At 65.8% G+C, this 13,535-nt stretch carries 13 protein-coding genes and 1 pseudogene; 7 read left to right on the top strand and 7 right to left on the bottom strand.

Annotated features, from left to right (window positions below; translation table 11 throughout):
• Window positions 1-4 precede the first annotated feature (4 nt).
• On the top strand, window positions 5-220 hold the full coding sequence (locus tag ACFY1E_RS44320; RefSeq protein WP_389087318.1) for a hypothetical protein: 216 nt from the start codon (window positions 5-7) through the stop codon (window positions 218-220).
• 92 nt (window positions 221-312) lie between these two features.
• Here the strand turns inward: ACFY1E_RS44320 and ACFY1E_RS44315 are convergent, their stop codons facing one another.
• A complete protein-coding gene (locus tag ACFY1E_RS44315; RefSeq protein WP_389087316.1) occupies window positions 313-1,278 on the bottom strand; it encodes a hypothetical protein in 966 nt (321 codons plus the stop codon).
• A 219-nt stretch (window positions 1,279-1,497) separates the two neighbouring features.
• Here ACFY1E_RS44315 and ACFY1E_RS44310 point away from each other — a divergent pair, with 219 nt between their 5' ends.
• The 4 genes from ACFY1E_RS44310 (at window position 1,498) to ACFY1E_RS44295 (ending at window position 7,606) form a co-directional block, all read left to right on the top strand.
• Window positions 1,498-3,765: an ATP-dependent endonuclease gene (locus tag ACFY1E_RS44310; protein WP_389087314.1), complete on the top strand. Its 2,268-nt coding sequence runs from the start codon at window positions 1,498-1,500 to the stop codon at window positions 3,763-3,765.
• Window positions 3,758-5,239 carry a UvrD-helicase domain-containing protein gene (locus ACFY1E_RS44305; RefSeq protein ID WP_389087311.1) on the top strand — a complete coding sequence of 494 codons (1,482 nt, stop codon included), beginning with the start codon at window positions 3,758-3,760 and terminating at the stop codon, window positions 5,237-5,239. The genes ACFY1E_RS44310 and ACFY1E_RS44305 overlap by 8 nt, the downstream gene beginning before the upstream one ends.
• 373 nt (window positions 5,240-5,612) lie before the next feature.
• Complete coding sequence (locus ACFY1E_RS44300; protein WP_389087309.1) at window positions 5,613-7,211, top strand: restriction endonuclease; 1,599 nt, start codon at window positions 5,613-5,615, stop codon at window positions 7,209-7,211.
• Window positions 7,212-7,426: 215 nt separating this feature from the next.
• Window positions 7,427-7,606 (top strand): hypothetical protein, encoded by a 180-nt coding sequence (locus tag ACFY1E_RS44295; protein ID WP_389087306.1) that lies wholly within the window; start codon window positions 7,427-7,429, stop codon window positions 7,604-7,606.
• On the opposite strand, the gene ACFY1E_RS44290 is transcribed toward ACFY1E_RS44295, so the two are convergent.
• Together ACFY1E_RS44290 and ACFY1E_RS44285 are read right to left on the bottom strand one after the other, a co-directional pair.
• Window positions 7,603-8,112, bottom strand: coding sequence for a hypothetical protein (locus tag ACFY1E_RS44290; protein ID WP_389087304.1), 510 nt, complete (start codon window positions 8,110-8,112; stop codon window positions 7,603-7,605). The two genes, ACFY1E_RS44295 and ACFY1E_RS44290, sit on opposite strands and share 4 nt — an antisense overlap.
• A 122-nt stretch (window positions 8,113-8,234) precedes the next feature.
• Window positions 8,235-8,558, bottom strand: coding sequence for a hypothetical protein (locus ACFY1E_RS44285; RefSeq protein ID WP_389087302.1), 324 nt, complete (start codon window positions 8,556-8,558; stop codon window positions 8,235-8,237).
• 357 nt (window positions 8,559-8,915) lie between these two features.
• Between ACFY1E_RS44285 and ACFY1E_RS44280 the strand changes: the two genes are divergently transcribed.
• Window positions 8,916-9,431, top strand: coding sequence for a hypothetical protein (locus ACFY1E_RS44280; protein WP_389087299.1), 516 nt, complete (start codon window positions 8,916-8,918; stop codon window positions 9,429-9,431).
• Between the two features lie 392 nt (window positions 9,432-9,823).
• On the opposite strand, the pseudogene ACFY1E_RS44275 reads toward ACFY1E_RS44280, so the two are convergent.
• Window positions 9,824-9,969, bottom strand: a pseudogene (locus ACFY1E_RS44275) (IS5/IS1182 family transposase); the annotation flags it as partial.
• Between the two features lie 74 nt (window positions 9,970-10,043).
• Between ACFY1E_RS44275 and ACFY1E_RS44270 the strand changes: the two are divergent.
• A complete protein-coding gene (locus ACFY1E_RS44270) occupies window positions 10,044-10,199 on the top strand; it encodes a hypothetical protein (protein ID WP_389087426.1) in 156 nt (51 codons plus the stop codon).
• A gap of 91 nt (window positions 10,200-10,290) precedes the next feature.
• Here the strand turns inward: ACFY1E_RS44270 and ACFY1E_RS44265 are convergent, their stop codons facing one another.
• From ACFY1E_RS44265 to ACFY1E_RS44255, 3 genes are all read right to left on the bottom strand, one after another.
• Window positions 10,291-11,265: a hypothetical protein gene (locus ACFY1E_RS44265; RefSeq protein WP_389087296.1), complete on the bottom strand. Its 975-nt coding sequence runs from the start codon at window positions 11,263-11,265 to the stop codon at window positions 10,291-10,293.
• Window positions 11,266-11,587: 322 nt separating this feature from the next.
• Window positions 11,588-12,907 (bottom strand): nucleotidyltransferase, encoded by a 1,320-nt coding sequence (locus ACFY1E_RS44260; RefSeq protein ID WP_389087294.1) that lies wholly within the window; start codon window positions 12,905-12,907, stop codon window positions 11,588-11,590.
• The gene (locus tag ACFY1E_RS44255) at window positions 12,904-13,500 is read right to left on the bottom strand and encodes an SLATT domain-containing protein (protein ID WP_389087291.1); all 597 of its coding nucleotides are present in this window, start codon (window positions 13,498-13,500) and stop codon (window positions 12,904-12,906) included. Before ACFY1E_RS44255 ends, ACFY1E_RS44260 begins: the two co-directional genes overlap by 4 nt.
• Between the last annotated feature and the right edge of the window lie 35 nt (window positions 13,501-13,535).

The raw sequence follows: 13,535 nt of genomic DNA, 5'->3' as shown, positions 1-13,535 counted from the left end.
CCGAGTGGCAACCACCCTGCCCGAGCAAGGCCTCTTCCAGGGCCGCATCCACTACGACGGCGCCTTCGCCGTGCTGAACCTCCACCACGCACCTGCGCCGTGGCTGGTTGGCCATGCCGCTTTCGCCAGCGCCTACAACACGGCCTGCGAGCGCGTCTCTCCCGGCGCACTGGCCGAACTGGGTATCCCGGTCACCGTCTTGACCTGGCGCAAAGCATGAGGGCAGTGGCTGTACGACCGAAGACCACCACCAACGGGCACTGCAACCGGGCTGCAGGCGAACCTCGTTCGGTCCGAATGGCGCGCCCCCTTTCACGTCAGCGGACCCGTGCTTGCGGCCTGGTGTGCATGGGCCTGAGCTTGCTGGCGCCACTTGCGCTGGCGGTTGAGGACCGCGACGGTCCGGCGGCGAATAGTCTGCAGCGCCTGATGTGCATCCTTTCCGTAGTAGGCCCCCAGAGTTTCGACGAGGTCCTCGAAGGCTCCCAGGACGGCCAGGACCGCCGCGGTGACGATTTCCGGGTCGGCCTGCAAGACCGGCTGGTCCTCTTCGTCGTACGCGAACGCCTGAGCAACCATCCATACGGTGCTGTGCGAGGTGGCGGATGATATGCGATACCAGGCAGGAAGATGCGTCGTTCGCTTAGCAGCGATATCGGTGAGGTTCACCGCGAACGGTGCTGTCGCCGAACCCAGCACTGCCGAGCTCGGACGGCCCTTCGAATCCAGGCCGATGGCCATCCCGGCACGCTGTGCGGTCTGCTCGGCGGACTGCCAGATCCTGTCAGCCCCAGGAACCGCCTGCGCGCCGACGTCCTTCGCCGCGGTCTGATGCTGTCGGGCTCCGTTCAGCCATGCTGCTGCTATGCGCACTGCACGCCGCTCCGGGCTGAGTCCGGGCTCGTAGAGGTGACACACGCGGATGGTGCCCTCCTGCACGACACGCGAGAGTGAGACGGGTGACCAAATGGCCACAGGCTCGCCCACCAGCGTCCGCTCGATTGCCTGCACATGATCGAGGATGTTGCCCAGAGTGAGCTGCGTGCTCCAGCCCGCCCAGGCCCACAACCGGGAACGTGCCGTGCGATGCCGGTGGTGGGAGGAATTGACCCAGCTGGCATCGGCGGGCGACATCCCGTCGACGGAGCCCCCCTCGGAGAGGCTGGCAACGAAGGCTTCGAGGGATGTGCGAGCATGGCGAAGGGTGCGCGCGCCCTCGTCCACGACTTCCTTCGGCACCCCGAGGCGACGTGGGTCAAATGCTGCATCTGTGTTCACCTCAGCAACCGTACATATCAACACCCCGCATCAGCCCTGCGTTTTCACACCCCCTCCACCGCCGAGGGGAAGGTTCAGCGCGCCGTCGAAGCGTTCTCACATTCCTGTGCCAAACCGTTCGTTGGCCAGCTGCTCAGCAGCGCGGCGGGCAGCGGGCTGCTCCGCGAAGCGGGGGCGACTGAGTAGTGCAGCGGACCGCTGAGCGATGATGTTGCCAGAGTGACGGAGTCGATCGGGGGGCCTGCCATGCATCTGAGTCGCGTCAAGGTGAGCGGTCTGCGCGCGAGCGCAGAGACGCCAATGAGCTGTGACCTTCCGGGCAGGTTCAGTGTGCTGATCGGGCCCAACGGCGCGGGCAAGACCACACTCACCGACGCAATCTACCTCGCGCACCCGGGAAACCGGTTTCCGGTGCTCCCGAGGCCGACTTCAGCCGCGCTGGCGTCGCCCGATGCCGGCGTCGAGCGCAGCATCGACATCTCGTACGCCCTGGCCGACGACCTTCACGCCGAGGGACGCCTCGGCCGCGAGCTTCACACCACAGGGCACCGCCGGCTGGGCGGAGAAGCTGAGTCCTGGAGTGTCTCCCTTCACCGACAACTGGGAACAGTTACCTCGCGCCTGACAAGCAGCCACGGCCTCGCCCGGAAGATCGACCAGTTCAAGCTGATCTATCTTCCCGCCTGGCGTCAACCACTGGACGAACTGGCGCGCCGAGAGGTGCGCATCCTGGTGGAGCTGCTACGCGCACGGCAGCAGGAACTCCATGGCAGCCGCAACCTGGTAGCTCTACGGGCCCGTGCCTCACGGCTCTTGGAGGATCTCGCCAAGGACAGCTTGATAGACACCGTTGAGGCACGCATTGGCGAGCAGCTGGGCAGACTGTCCGCCGGCGTGAGCCGACAGTGGCCCTATGTGCGAGGCCAGGTGATCGACGACACCTATCTCGCCCGCGTCCTGGAGATCATGCTCGCCGTGATCGAGGGTCGCTCCGCAGCCCGGCCTCTGGAAGTCTCTGGCCTGGGGTACGTCAACCTGCTGCATATTGCCGTGACGTTGGCTGCGATACCTGATTCCACCGAGGTTCCCCTCGCCTCAACGAACTCACCGCAGAGCGGCGAGCGCGAACTTCCATCCGAGGAGGACCAGGCGCGGCAGGCGTTCGAGAACCTGGCTCAAGCACAGGCGGAGGCGGCTTCCGAGGAAGACTCCTTCTTCTCCACGGCCCCGTTTCACGCAACGGTCATCATCGAGGAGCCAGAAGCCCATCTCCACCCACAACTGCAGCACTCGTTGGTCCGCTACCTGCGCAGAGTCGTCAAGGCGCGCCCCGAGCTACAGGTGATCCTCACCAGTCACGCCACTGACATCATCACAGCCTGCGACCCCACCGAACTCGTCGTCGTGCGTCGCACCGACCATGGAAACGTGAGCCACTGCGTCAAGGACGTCGTCCCGGACCAGCATCGCGATGCTACGCTCCGCATGGCCAGACTGCACCTGGACGCAAGTCGTTCGTCGGCTCTCTTCGCCGAACGTCTGCTCCTGGTCGAAGGAGTTACCGAGGGCGTGGTGGTGCGTGAGTTCGGCCGCGCCTGGGCCGGTGACGACGAAACCAAGCAAGCCTTCATTGATGCCCTGAGCATCGTCCCGATGGGCACCAAAGTCGGCCAGTGGCCCGCCCATCTCCTGGCGACACCGGGCAAGGAACTATGCACGAAGCTGGCGATCCTCCGTGACAGCGACAGCGACCTTCCCTTCGACAGTGCACGCGACGTGCCCAGGTGGGCGGCGGAGCACGACTCGTCCGTGGTCCGGGTTTTCATCAGTCATCCCACCCTTGAGCCGGCGATCACTCCGGGCAACGAGGACCTTGTCGCGAAAGCCCAACAAGCGGTCGACCCCAGCCATCCTTTAGCCGAAGTCACCGTGGACAGCGTGCGGTCCTACTTCGCCAGCCGACGGTCTGCAAAGGACGGCGAGGACGCAGTCAGAGAAGGCCGGGGCGCGCGGCGCAAGGCAGAGTTTGCCCTCGCTTTCGCCGCGGCGCTCCGGGAAGCCAACGACGCCGACCGCGAGGCGGACGATGGCCTCTCCGACGTATCCGTACCCGATCACCTTGAAGACCTCTTCGACTTCCTCTATCCGGCCGTGCCAGACTCCCCCAGCGATCTGACGGCCGAAGACGCCGCCACGGAACCGCCCGAGTGGCTTGCGCCCGACAGCATCTGGGACCGATTGCCTGACGTCATCGACTGGGATGACGACCTCGACGACCCGGCGTACTGGCCAGAGGACGAGCCCATCGACGCCGAGCACGAGTTCGAGTTCAGTGCCGCGGCAGGCGAAGCCGAGGAAACCGCGGACTCGGACGATCCTCTGCGCTCACATCCGATCCGGCAGAACCCCACGGCAGGACGCCAACCAGGAAGCTGGCCCACGCAAGCGATACCCGGAGCCCGGCCGCAGGAACAGAACAATGCCTAGATCCAGCACCGGGCTCCATGCACTGACACCCCAACAGCTCACCGCGAGTGGCAGCCCCCGTGACCGCGTCTACGTCGAAGCGGCACCCGGCTCCGGAAAGACCACCGTGTCGGCCCTGCGCTTCGGCCTGCACCGCTTTGCCGCCCCCACCGACACACGCGCTGTCGTAGCAGTCAGCTTCACCAGGTCAGCCACCGAGGAACTACGAACGCGCGTCGCCCGACAATGGGGTTCGGCCTCCCTGCGCTGGCCACACCGCGTCGTAACCCTGGACACCCTTTTGTGCGACCTGCTCTTCCACCTACTCAATGAAGGTGTTCTGCACTGGCCAGGAGGACACACGGAACTTGACGTGTTGGACTCATGGCGGACGGTCCTGCCGACAAAACCCGGCCGCATAAGACCCGTTCTGCAGGTCGACGGCGGCCACGTCGTCATAAGAACCGTCAACGAGCCCCAGGACACCAGCCACCCTTCAGCTCTGCACTTCAAAGGAGCCGTCTCGGCCGGCACGTGTACCCATGACAACGTACGGGAGGCTCTTCAAGGGGCTCTCACAGCTGGCCCCGCACGCCGAGCACTCATCTCGTACTTCGAGAACACGGTGCGCTCGTTGACCGTAGATGAGGTGTTCGACGCCAACGATCTGGACCGGGACATCTTCTCACTCGTTGCATCAGCATCCAGCTCTCTCACCTTGGTCGGCGATCCCTGGCAGGCCCTCTACCAGTTCAGAGGCGCTCGTCCCGCTGCCATGGCGGCCTACATAAGCGAGAACGGCTTCGTCACACACCACCTGGACAACTCCTTCCGGTGGGGATCCGACAGACAGGCATGGCTTGCACGGCGCCTACGCCGAAGCCTGCCCGTCACGCTGCCAACCGGCTCTGCCCGCGATGCCGATATCGTCCTCGCCCTCAAATGGAAGGCACTGTGGGAATGCGATCCACACGTCCTGCCCCTCGCCATCAAGCCAGGTGTCGGTCAGGTTCAAGAGGCGATCTGCACTCTGCTCCTCAATGAGATGGCACAGAATGCGCTGGGCATGCAGGCAGTGTTTCTGCATGACACTCTGGTCACGCTCGGGCTGGAAAGGGAAGTGTTGGCGACAACGCTCCGCCCCTGCCTGCAGTCCGCGATAACTGACCTCACGTACGGCGACCAACCGGCCGTAGTGTGGCAGAAGCTGACACGCAGTCTCGCTGTGCACATCCCGGCAATCGCTTCAACCCAGCTCACACGCAAGCCACTTCGCGCCCTGAATCGTCTACAACTCCGGCTCGCAAAGGACCAGCTGATACCTGGCCTTACCGCCCACCAGTCCAAGGGACGCGAGTGGAACACCGTAGCCGTCAGATTGAGCCCGGCAGACGTTGCAGCCCTGGCACATGGCCTCGACCCTGCACGGGCTGACCACCGCGCCCTGTACGTGGCACTCACGCGCGCTCGCCTCAACACCATTGCCCTAACGTAGAAGTGGCACGCCCCTTACATCCCAAGCCGAACTCCGTGGACGTCCACACGGGAAGCAGGAGTTCACTCCTCGACAACCAGATGGCTGCGAAGGTTTGCCGGAGCACCCTGGCCTTGTGCAGTTCGACCGGATCGCCGCGGTCCGGCCAGACGGGCGCGGTCCGGCTCTGACCGGGCCAGCGTCGGCGTAGGCAGGAGGATCGGCACGTGACACCCAGCCCGTCGACGCGGCCACAACCACCCGTCTCGACATGTGACGGCATGAGGGAAGCCCGCCACCTCGTGATGACGGGCCTTGAGCAACAAGTGGTTTGGGGCAGCCGGCCCCGCTGGACGGGCCGCGTTGTCGTAGCCGTGCGCCAAGATGACTAGTCATGGCCATCCACGAAGAGGAACGCCCTGACGCGGCGGACGACGACCTCGAAATCGCGCCTTGGCACGAGTCGGATCTGCTCCGGGATCTGGCCGCCCTGCGGTCGGTCCCCAACACGCAGCGCCGCGGCTACAAGCTCGAATCACTGCTGGAGCGGATGTTTCGACGGGCCCACTACCAAGTCGTGCACAATCCGAGGATGGCGCGCCCCCGCCAGACCGACTTCGCGGTCATCTCCCACAGCCGCCACTATCTCGTCGAAGCGAAGTGGGAGCGCCGACCTGCCGGATCCAGGGTAGTAGATGCGGTCCGCAGCCGCCTGGGTCGTCTCGACGGCACTGTTGTGGCTCTGCTGTTCACCATGTCCGGGATCACCGAGCAAGCGGACGAGGCGATCGTCGGGGACCGCAGGGATGGACTGGTCCTCGTCTTCGATGAGGTCGACATCCTCAGGTCTCTGAGGGACCCGCAGGAGTTGGACCGCCTTCTGCGCCTGAAACACGATGAACTCGTTGTCCACGGGCGTGTCCATCGCGGCGAAAAGGAGCGTGAGGCCGAGGAGGCCGCCCTCAGTTCGCGCAAGCCGGCAGGAAAGCTGCCCGTGAGCCGCTACAGGCTGCTCAACGGCAGCGGGGACACGGTGCCATGGTTCTACGGAGCAGGAGGGTTCAGCCCCGGGGTCTTCTGCCTCGACCTGCCCGATGTCGACTGGGTGCCGGCGGCGGGAAGCGGCGTCTGCCTGGATATGCCGGTTGCCGCATGGGGCCAGCCTGACCTCCTCCGCCTCCTTGACGCCCTGAACGAACTCGGGTGGATGGGAGAGCGGAGTCAATGGAGCATCCAGCAGCATGGCCGGAACTGGCATGGCTGTGGTGCCGATGGCTTTGCCGAGGCCCTCAAGGACTGGGAAGAACGGACCAGTGAGCTTGAAGATCCGCACCACAGCGAGGAGTTCGTGTACTTCGAAGTCTGTGACGGCGGCTTCTACACCGTGTCAGGCAGCATCTCCGCAGAAGAAACACGTCACGTCATGCGCTGCAATGTCTCCTTCCAGCTCATCGGGGTGCCGCTGGACCCTGGATCGCTGCAGCAGCTCTACCGACAGTTCGACGTCCCCAGCCGCGGCTACTTCCGTCCGCTGGTCGAACGGTCAGTCACCCGAGACCGATTCGACGGCCGCATCCCGCTGCAAGTGCTGGGGTACATCATCGAGGCCGCCGATCAACGCGGGGACGAGGAGGACTGGGTTGTCGGCGTCCTGGCGGTGAATCCCTTCCACGGCACTGACCTCCAGCCGCCCGACGATCTGGCAAATGACCTGGACCGCACTGGCGTGATCGTATGCAGTCTGCGCTCGTACCATCCCCTCAGCAAGCCGCAGGAGCGCTACGAGCTGTGGTCGTACGAGCGGGCCAGGACTTCAGACGCCCACGCGTTGCGCATCCTCGCCGAGTGGTGGGAGTCCGAGGACGGCGATGAGCAGCGACCGGCTGTCGGGCGTGCCGCTCCAGAGGGTGGCCTGATGGCGTTGACCGCTGCGGGGATCGCCGACATTCGGCGCTCCCACGCTCAGGAACTGGCCAACCAGGCGCCCCACTGACCACCCCCCGAGCAGCGGGACCGCTTGCAAGCCCTGCTCCGGCGCAAGCCGACCGTGTCGAAGCCAACCGCCGCCTAGAAACGGCCCCCCACCACGCCGGTGCGCCAGCACCAGACCGACAGGGGCCAGCCCCTTCAGCACATGCCCAAGGCCCGGCTTCTCGCTCGCCAGCGGGACATGACCCACTCCTGGACGACGAGGCCACCGTGAAGGTCTTGAAACGACTGAACGGACAGGTATGGCTGATGCCGCGCAGCCCGTCCTTCGAACCGCCCCCCGGCGACGGCGCGCGCATCCTCAGCAAGGTCGTCGGTTTCCTCGGCTCCTCCGAACAGAAAACCCTTGGAGACGAGCTGGGCGGTCATGCCACGCTGACTCCCACCGAAAGCGCCTAGCTCAGATGGCCAGAGCGCCGGTCTCCAAAACCGGATGCCGCAGGTTCGAGTCCTGCCGCCCCTGCCAGGCGAAGTCGACGAGAGACCAGAGGACTCCGCCCGAGACTGCCAGGACCAGCCATGCCGGTGCAGCAGCCGCACACCGTCGCCGAGGAGCAGCCGATGCCGAACTTCCACGCGATCAGCGCTCTGACCCGTGCCAGGGTCCACCGCTGGTCTTCCCAGCCGCGCTCGGCCGGCCCGAGGGCCAACTCCTGCTCCAGCTCAGCGAACTGGCAGTCGGACACCTTGGGAACTTTCGCTGGCCCCGTGGAGGCGAGGGCATCCATCCCACCCATCTGCCAGGCATGACGCCAGCGCTCCACCGACCGCTCACTCACCCACAGATCCCTCTCGATCACCGCGGTCCTCTCACCCCACGCGAACCGCTCACCGGCCTCGTACCGGATCCGCTCCCGAAACCGCCGCCGCTCGGCGGTCAGCCCACCACCCTGCGCGTACCGCATGCCACCGGCCTACCGCAGGGATCAGCATCCGACAACAGTCCGAATAGATCAGTACTCGTCTTCGTGGCGACGGTTGGCAAAGCGCCCGACTGGGCGGCAGAACAACTCTGGCGGCCATGGGACTATTTGATGTCATCGACGTGCCGTGTCGGCACGGCGACATGATGCGCCCAGGGCCGTTGGCCCGCATTGGTGCCGAACTTGCCGCCCGCGTCGCTGCGCGAACCGACGCGAAAAATCGCCCGGCCGGACAGCTCGCAGACTGAGCACCCGCCTTTGCGCCGAGCTGACGCCCCTGGGCGCACTGTCAACACCGTCTCGAAGACAGGGCGAAAGTGCTGTGACCGCACAGGGGCACCGCCACCCTCATAGACGACGGCCAGTACCGGCGCGCGCTGCCCGAACTGCGCCGCCTCGCCGACGAACGCGCCGCCGAAGCCGGCCACGCCGACCCGCAGCCCATAACACCTGCTATGGGAATTCGAAAAGGCCGGAAGTCACTCCGACCGACCAATACGGCAAAGGGACCGACACCCCCACGTTCGAGGCCGAAGAGGACACTGCGGGTGGCAGGGACAGCACCCCCGGCAGGGCCGTACCTCCCGGCTCTTGGTGCGATGATCCTGGGTTGTACAGCTACACCAGCGCCGGATCCCGCATGCAGTGCCGATACAGCGCGGGCAGCGACTACCGGTGGCGTCGCGCCAGTTGAGAAAGGTCACGGTCAAAGCGGCCCCCGTCGAGGTCCATGGCCGGGGACGTTCGTCGGCCGCTGCCAGCGGAAGCTCGCATGATGCCTCGCCATGGCAACGAGAGACGACAGTGATGAGGCGTATGTGGTCGGCCTGTGCGATCAGATCCTGGGCGAGACGGCCCTGACCCAGCACAAGTTCGACTGGCTGCTGGGAGACCCCGGCACGAGCGGGCGACGTGCCAATCTGCCGGTCGACGCGTACTGGCCCGGCCACCGGCTTGTGGTCGAATACCGGGAGCTGCAGCACGACCAGCCAATGCCCCACTTCGACAAGCCTGACAAGCTCACCGTCAGCGGCGTCCACCGGGGCGAGCAACGGGCTCTGTACGACGCTCGCCGCGACACCGAGATCCCCGCTCACGGGCTCAGGCTGATCGCGATCCGCCCGGCCGACCTCGACGCTGACGGCCGCGGACGCCTGCGCCGCAACCAGGAGGCGGATCTAGGGGCACTGCGGAAGATGCTGGCACGCAGCAGCGACGAGGACCGGGTCGCCGACGCCTTCCGTACATGGTTGCTGGACGAGGACTGGACGCCGGTCGATCCCGCAGAACCCCTGGGCTGACGTCGAAGCGGTGCACGGCGGAGAGCGGTTGATATGCGGGGTCAAGGGCCGCACCAGCGAGAGGGGCACCGACGCCGACATCGCCTACGGGCAGCTGCTGCGCCGTATGACGAGTCAGACCTCCCGGATACGCTACGCGCTGGTCGTGCCGTCCTCGTCCACCGCGCTCGCTAGTCGCTTCAGGGACAAATGGCCACCAGGCGGCCGCGGTCATGCGGCTGGCGCCGTCTCAGCGGCCAACGCGTCTGCGTCTCTCCTCTGCCGACGATCACGTAGAGGCCCAGCGCCTCCAGGCGACGAACAGCCGAAACCACAGTCAGCTCCTGTCGCCTAAAGGGTGTTGCACAAGGCCGTTTTCGGGCAGGTCAGAGCCTGTGGTCGCGGTCTTCTGGTCATGATGCGATGGCGAGGTTGTGCATATGGGCGACGGCCTGGACGGCGTGGTGGAGGCCGTCGCCGCGCTGTCGGCAGTCGCGGAGGACCTTGTAAATCTTCATCCGGCCGATCACATGCTCCCCCGGGCACGCACCTTGCGGTGCGCGGCCTTGTCATCCTCAGGCGGGGGTGACGTACATGCCCTTCCAGATGCAGATGTTGCGCCTCCTGTAAGCCGTGCGCGCCGGGAAGCACGGCGCGATTCGCGAAATCTACGATGGCCTCGACGGTCTCGACACGGCGGCACTTGACCGGGATAACGAAATCGGATGGAAACGACTTTCCCAAGCCGTCATCGTCTCCGCGCTCAGCATGACGCTCCGCTGCGTGTGAGCTGCTCACGCTCTCCCGACTCGGGGGGCCAACCAGGCAGACGGACGGCGGCCCCAGGGCTCCCTGCCCCTGAGGAGCGGGCAGGCCGTTCTCAGACCTCCCGGGGATCATGCTGGTCGAGGGCAGCCAGCACGCGAGTCGGATCGTCGATCAGATCGAACAGACCGCTGGTCCGCCGCGCCCACCGCTCTGCATCCTCTCCCTCCGCTGGCGCCGCGGCCGACACGAACTGGTCCTGGAGGTTGACCGGCAGTCTGCCAGCCAGGGACGCACCGAGCTCTCGGCCCAGGACGGCTCGCGACGATGACGGCCGCATCCGGCGGGCAGGCTTGCCGGTCGCCGGTACGGCGGTGCCGCTCACGCCTTCGAGAGCCGCGATGGCATCGCGCACCCAGCCGCCATCCCAGGTGTCGGGCAGCGGAACCGCGACCCGCTGAACACTGGCGATCGCGCCACTGCCCACCGCGAGCGAGAGCCCTCCCGGATCCTCGTGGTAGTTCAGGTAGCGGGCGACATCGACGCCTGGTGGGCAGACCTCCTCGAGCCCGACGTCGCCGACGAAGTTGCTGGGGTCGACGAGCCACCCCTCCCGCACCACGACGCATGGCTTCAGACGGACCCGATACAGATAGAACTGGTTGCCCCGGTCCGCCTGATCACGGATCCGACGCAGCATGTTGTGGACAGCGGCCTCGTACGTGCCAACGTGGAGGGCCTTCGCTCGCTGGCGCGCGGCCCACGCGGAAACCTGCTGCTCTCCGCCCATCATCCTGCGGGTCTCGGGAGTCAGGACGGCTGCCGGGTCGAAGTCCCGTGTCGGCCAGTCCGGCTGCGTGCTCGTGTGGTACCAGAAGAATTGAGCGACCCGGTAGTCGTCGAGCGCCGGGTCATCGGGGTCGACCGTCACCCGGGGCGAGTCCTCGTGCTCGCAGGTCATGCCGCAGCCGGGGCAGATCTCCTCCTCCTGCTCCCACCGATCGATCCAGTCCAGATCGACGCGCCACCGATGATTGCAGCGCCCACAGAGCATCTGCCGCTCGCGCCAGAAGTCGATCTGCCGTTCCACGGCACCATTCTCCGGAAGCGGCCGACGAAGAACCAGCCACAGCGGAGGTCCCGAACCCGCCGGAACTCCGCTTCCGCACCATCTGCTTCGTCGCGGAGCAGGCCGACGATCTGCCCTGCGGACCTGCTGGGACCCTCGGAGCGCAGCTCAGCAGCGCGGCGGCAGCGTACCGCTCCCACTACGGCCAGCTCGGCGTGAAGCAGGGACTCGGACATGGCACCGAGATAACCGCTCTTGCTTCGGCTCCACGGGTGGATGGGTCTGATGCGACGAGACCCCGGCAGAATCGTCGGGGCCTCGTCGCGCTCCGAGGATCGGTTCCCTACGAGACGTTCGGCGTCTTGACGCTCGTGTTGCTGACCGGCACGTCGATCCGGTCCCGAGCGACGACGACCCCGTCCTTGACGACGTAGCACTCGACGACGTGCTGGCCCTTGAAGTCCGAGTGCTCGATGCGGGCTCCCCCCTTGCTCGAGTTGACGATCTGGCCGCGGATCATGTCCCGCCGCTCGGCCTCCGGACCACGATTGAGCACCTTCCACTTCAGCGTGTAGGGCTCTTCGACCGAGCAGTGGGTGACCACGAACTTCAAGTCCTTGTTGGCCTTGAGTAGGAACCCGCCGTGACGCATCGCGCGGAGCCAGGTCGGACGCCATCCGGCCTGCGTGACCTCGCAGTCGATGGACACGGTCTCGGACACGTCGACCGGGAACTCGTCCTCGATGAACTCCTCGGTGTCCCTGAACGACCGGGACGACTCGCTCACGCTCTTCGCCAGCGGCACCGACGTGCCGAACACCTCGCGCCACTTCTTATTGGCGGACGTCTTGCCTTCGTCCGCGATCGCCTCGAGGCATCGGTTGTACGCCTTTTTCGCCTTCGGCTGGAACTTCGCCTTGACACGGACGCGCTGCCGGCTGCCGAGCGCCAGGTAGTACTCCTGCTCTGGCTGATCTTTGAGGAATGCGAAGAAGTCGCGGGCCATGAGGCCGAACGAGCCTGTGCCCGCTGCGTCGTAGTCGTCGGTCTGGTCGAAGAAGTTGTAGACGAGGGTGTCGATGAGCAGGCCACCCATGTTCACGCCGTTCGCGTTCTTCCATGCCCGGGCCATCCGGGCGAGGTGGCGCATGTTCGTCGAGGTGCGGTCGTTGCACTCCTTGGTCGCGGCGATCTCCTCGCGCGGCTTGGTGACCTTCCAGCCCTGAGCCTTCGTGTCCGGGTAGTCGAAGCTGCCATCGGCGTTCTCGAATGCCGGCTGGACCTCGAACTTGAAGGCGTTGGACGTGAACCGCACTCGGACGACGCACTGGTCGACGCGGATCTCCGTGTTCTTGTACCGCGCCTTGAGGTCGTCGCGGACCCTCTCGAGAATCCTCCGCGGGCCGGTTTCCCCCTCGTAGCTTGACCAGATCCCGGGCGGGAGGATGAAGATCATGTCGAGGTCGGACACGCCCTTGATCGCGGTGTGCCGGCCGAACGATCCGACCATCAGCTTGTAGTCGGTGCAGCCGTCCTTGTCGCGAAAGTCCTTGTTGAGCGCCTTCGTGATCTCGTCCCGCCGTGAGGCGACCGTCGTGGCCGTCTCCCCAACCTTTAGATTCCGGAGCAGGGTTTCGAAGATCTCTGAGGTCTTCATCGTCATGCCTCGCCTTCGCCGAGCCGGAGCGCCTCCGGGAGGAAGAGGTCGATCTCGCGCGAGGTGAACGTCATCTCCTCGTTGTTCTGCAGCCCGCCCTGGGCGCGCGCGAACGCCCTGCTGCTCGTCCTGGGCGCGTCGGCGTACGCGTCGCGCGCGGCCTGCTGCAGCTCGTCCCGCCGCTCCCGGCCCTCCTCGGTCGAGACGCTGCCGGACATCAGGTCGGCGATGAGGGAGATGTAGGACTCTCGGACGTCCCACAGCCGAGAGGCGATGCCGCGGTGGGCCTCGGACTCCTCCTCGAACTTGAAGGTCTTCGTCCCAAGGCTCATCCAGCTGACCAGAAGCGCGATAGAAGAGGTCGCGAGGCTCGTCAGCACTGCGTTGCCGAGTAGGCCGACCACCGCCGCAAGGAAGGTGCCCGAGCTGATCGCGGTGAGAGCAATGAGGACACCCTGCTGCCACCGATGCTTGGTGAAGGAGATGTCCGCCTGCTTCTCATGGGTTTTGTGGCTGTAGACCACGCGCCCGAAGGCCTCACGTATCTGCGCCAGAAGGTAGGGGTCGCGGTCACGCACCGCGTCGCTCTCGGGGGTCAATTCGTTCCTACTCGGTCGAGGACTCCGGGACATGC

It is taken from the genome of Streptomyces sp. NPDC001604 (assembly GCF_042893475.1).
Taxonomy (GTDB): Bacteria; Actinomycetota; Actinomycetes; order Streptomycetales; family Streptomycetaceae; genus Streptomyces.
Note: the sequence above shows the minus strand (reverse complement) of the source record. Positions and strands in the feature narration are given on the sequence as shown.

Excerpts from the sequence above, each read along its gene's own strand:
- ACFY1E_RS44280 (WP_389087299.1), top strand. The coding sequence starts at position 8,916 with ATGGCAACGAGAGACGACAGTGATGAGGCGTATGTGGTCGGCCTGTGC.
- ACFY1E_RS44305 (WP_389087311.1), top strand. The coding sequence starts at position 3,758 with ATGCCTAGATCCAGCACCGGGCTCCATGCACTGACACCCCAACAGCTC.
- ACFY1E_RS44260 (WP_389087294.1), bottom strand. The coding sequence starts at position 12,907 with ATGACGATGAAGACCTCAGAGATCTTCGAAACCCTGCTCCGGAATCTA.
- ACFY1E_RS44290 (WP_389087304.1), bottom strand. The coding sequence starts at position 8,112 with ATGCGGTACGCGCAGGGTGGTGGGCTGACCGCCGAGCGGCGGCGGTTT.
- ACFY1E_RS44300 (WP_389087309.1), top strand. The coding sequence starts at position 5,613 with ATGGCCATCCACGAAGAGGAACGCCCTGACGCGGCGGACGACGACCTC.